At 71.8% G+C, this 3,467-nt stretch carries 2 protein-coding genes; one reads left to right on the forward strand and one right to left on the reverse strand.

What is annotated here, in order from left to right:
• Positions 1-251: 251 nt before the first annotated feature.
• On the reverse strand, positions 252-1,382 hold the full coding sequence (cobT, locus tag KN815_RS43410) for a nicotinate-nucleotide--dimethylbenzimidazole phosphoribosyltransferase (protein ID WP_216347255.1): 1,131 nt from the start codon (positions 1,380-1,382) through the stop codon (positions 252-254).
• Between the two features lie 230 nt (positions 1,383-1,612).
• Here cobT and KN815_RS43415 point away from each other — a divergent pair.
• On the forward strand, positions 1,613-3,467 hold a 1,855-nt coding region (locus KN815_RS43415), incomplete at its 3' end, for a metallophosphoesterase N-terminal domain-containing protein (protein WP_216347256.1).

Here is a 3,467-nt window from a genome sequence, read left to right on the forward strand (position 1 = left end):
GCGCCTTCGCGCGGTATCGGTGTGCGGCTTCGCCGCGTGGTGGGCTCCGCCCCGGGCCTCGGGCTACGGGGGCGAAGCTCCTGGTAGCGGGCCGAGTCGGCGGGCTGCTCGTCTTTCGTGCCTTCCGGCATCGGGCTACGGCTTCGCCGCGTGGTGGGGCGGGGTCCAGGGGCGGAGCCTCTGCCACGTGGCGAAGCCGCGGACCGCTGCTGCGGGAAGGGGCGGGGTGGGGGAAGATCCGCCGGGCGGTCCTAGCTGTTGGGCTCCGGGTTCTCCGAGGCGTCCGGGTCCTCGGACGTCGCCGGGTGGTCCGAGGGCCCCGGGCCCTCGGAGTCCTCCGGGCGCTCCGGGAGTTCCGCGTGCAGTGCCGCCGCCGCCTGTACCAGCGGCAGCGCGAGCAGCGCCCCCGTGCCCTCGCCCACCGTGACGCCGTGGTCCAGCAGCGGGGTGAGGGCGATGCGGTCGAGGGCCTTTTCCTGGCCGGGTTCGCCGCTGGCCTGGCCGGCCAGCCACCAGTCGGGGGCGCGGAACGCCACCCGCTGGGCGACCAGTGCGCAGGCCGCCGAGACGACGCCGTCGAGGATCACGGGGGTGCGGCGCACGGCGCTCTGTAGCAGGAAACCGGTGATCGCGGCGAGGTCGGCACCGCCGACCGTGGCCAGCAACTGGAGCTGATCGCCGAGCACCGGGCGGGCCCGGCGCAACCCGTCGCGGATCGCGGCGCATTTGCGCATCCAGGCGAGGTCGTCGATGCCGGCCCCGCCGCGCCCGGTGACCACGGACGCGTCCGTACCGCACAGCGCGGCGATCAGCGTGGCGGCCGCCGTGGTGCCGCCGACGCTGAGGTCACCGAGGACGAGCAGGTCGGTGCCGGAGTCCGCTTCCTCGTCGGCGATGGCCATCCCGGTGCGGAAGGCCCGTTCGGCCTCGTCCAGGGTGAGCGCGTCCTCGACGTCGAGCCGGCCGGAGCCGCGGCGTACGCGGTGGCGGGTGACCTCCGCCGGGAGCTCCTCGGGGTCGCAGTCCAGCGCCATGTCGATGACGCGGACGGACGCGCCGAGGCGGGTGGCGAGGATGGTGGCCGGGCTCTCGCCGTCGAGCACGGCGCGGACCAGGCGGTGGGCGCTCCTGGCGGGGCGGGCGGAGACGCCGAGGTCGGCGACGCCGTGGTCGCCCGCGAAGAGGATGACCCGGGGCCGTTCGATGGGCTTGACCGGCACCCGCTGCTGCGCGGCGGCCAGCCATTCGCCCAGTTCGTCCAGGCGCCCGAGCGCGTCCGGCGGCAACGCGAGCCGCTCGCGGCGCTCCTCGGCGTCACGCCGGATGCCCCCGTCGGGGCGTTCGATCAGGTCGACGAAGTCATCGAGATTCAGGCCGCTCACGGGCGGAACCCTACCGGGCGAAGCCGCATCTGGATGAGCGAGGTCATGAACGAGGTCGCGGTCGGGGTCATGAGCGAGGTCGTGATCGCGGCCGCGGTCGTGGTCGCGGTCGTGGTCATCGGAATGCCGGTGGCCGGATGACGCTTCGTTGCTGAACTTTTGGGGGCCACTCGCTGAAGTCCGGACGATCTTGCCTGAAAGCAGATGGGTTCCGCTTAGCGTCCGTCCTTATGAAAAACATACGTGCGGTGATCGGGCTCTGTCTCGCACTGCTCTTCCTTGTGCTGGGCATCGGCGCCCAGCCCGCTGCGGCGCATGTTTCGCGCCAACATGCCGAACTGGTCGTCGCCACAGGCGACAAGGCCACAAGTGGCCGTCTGATAGTCCATCGCGACCTGGTGTCCCCGGAGCGGGCCGGAGCCTGGGCCACCGGGCTGCTGCCGGCCGGCTGCCCGGCCACCGGCTCCGGCGTTCCCGGTGACGACGGCGGGGTGCCCGGCGGGGTCGTGATCGAGCTGGCGTGGAGCTGCCACGTCAACTCGCTCGACCTGAGCCGACTGCTCCAGCAGGGCGGACTGACCCAGGTCGTCGTCGAGTTCGACGGCACCGCGGTCGACGCCTCCGCCGATGCGCCGCTCGTCGACGCCAAGGGCGCGCACGCCCTGCCCGGTTTCCCCTGGCTCACCGTCATCCTCGCCTCGGCGGCCGGTCTGGTGCTCGTACTGGCCGCACTGCGACTGCCCACCCTGCTGCGGATGTCGCGGCGGCTGCTGCGCACCGGCCGCAGGTGGCGGATCGCCGCCGCGAGCGCGGTCGCGGTGTCCTTCCTCGTGCCCCAGGCCGCCCTCGCCGACGACCCGGCGTCGGAGACCGCCACCGTCAAGGGCACCGTCTTCAAGGACGCGAACGGCAACGGCAAGCGGGACAAGGGGGAGCGGGCCATGGCCGGCGTCGATGTCACCGACGGCGCCGTGTGGACCACGACCGGCGCGGACGGTTCGTACTCCCTCACCATCGATCCGAACCGGCGCGAGACCGACATCGTCAGCATCGTCTCGCCCGATGGCTATACGCCGGTGCTGCGCAAGGACTACATCCCCGAGTTCTTCCACAAGGTCCCCGAGACCGGCGGCAGCGGGGTCGACTTCGCGCTGGTGCCGGACCGGCACGCCGCCGATCCGACCGAGACCTGGGTCATGAACTCCGACCCCGAGATCAGCAACGTCACCGACGGCTCGGCGCGCACGACGCTGCCCCAATGGACCGGGCAGGTCCAGGCGATGTCCGAGGTCGACGGCGCCACGATGCAGATCTCGACCGGCGACCTGACGGTCACCGACTACGCGGATGAGCCGCGCAGGCAAGCCGGATACGACCTGTTCAGCAAGGGGCTGGAGCAGGGGCGGCTCGGCCACCCCTTCTACCCGGTCATGGGCAACCACGACTTCGGCGGCACGGCCACCTCCCAGGGCTACGCCGGCAGCATGGAGTACTACCGCCGCAACCTGGCTCCCGAGTGGTACAGCTTCGACCGTAACGGCCGCCATGTCGTCGTGCTCGAGGACAACTACGACGCGAGCGGGCTGAAGCCGCAGTTGGACTGGCTGCGCAGGGACCTGGCCCAGCACGCGGTCGGCAAGCAGGTGCTCGTCTTCGCGCACCGCTCGCTGTTCACCCAGTGGGGCCCCGGCGCGGGCATGCAGCCGACCATCGACGAACTGGCCAAGTACGACGTGCGGATGGTCGCCGCGGGCCACAACCAGCAGGCGGAATACCGCCGTGGCGCGTTCAAGCGCTCCGTGGAGATCAACAACCAGGGCACCTACGGAATCGACGGAGCCCACCCCGACTACAAGGTGCTCGACTTCAGCGGCATCACCGATGATCCGCACACCCGCCGCAACGAGGACACCGGCCAGGTGACCGGCATCCACCGGCAGTTCGACATCGACGACGACAGCGCGCTGGTCAGCCCCGGGCAGGGCAGTGTGCACGGCTCGGCCGCCGGAGTCCCCGTCGAGGTGTACGCCGAGGACGACGGCCGCACCCCCAGCCGGGCCTCGCTGACCGTACGGGACAGCCGCG

The organism is Streptomyces niphimycinicus, assembly GCF_018883605.1.
Classification (GTDB): domain Bacteria; phylum Actinomycetota; class Actinomycetes; order Streptomycetales; family Streptomycetaceae; genus Streptomyces; species Streptomyces niphimycinicus.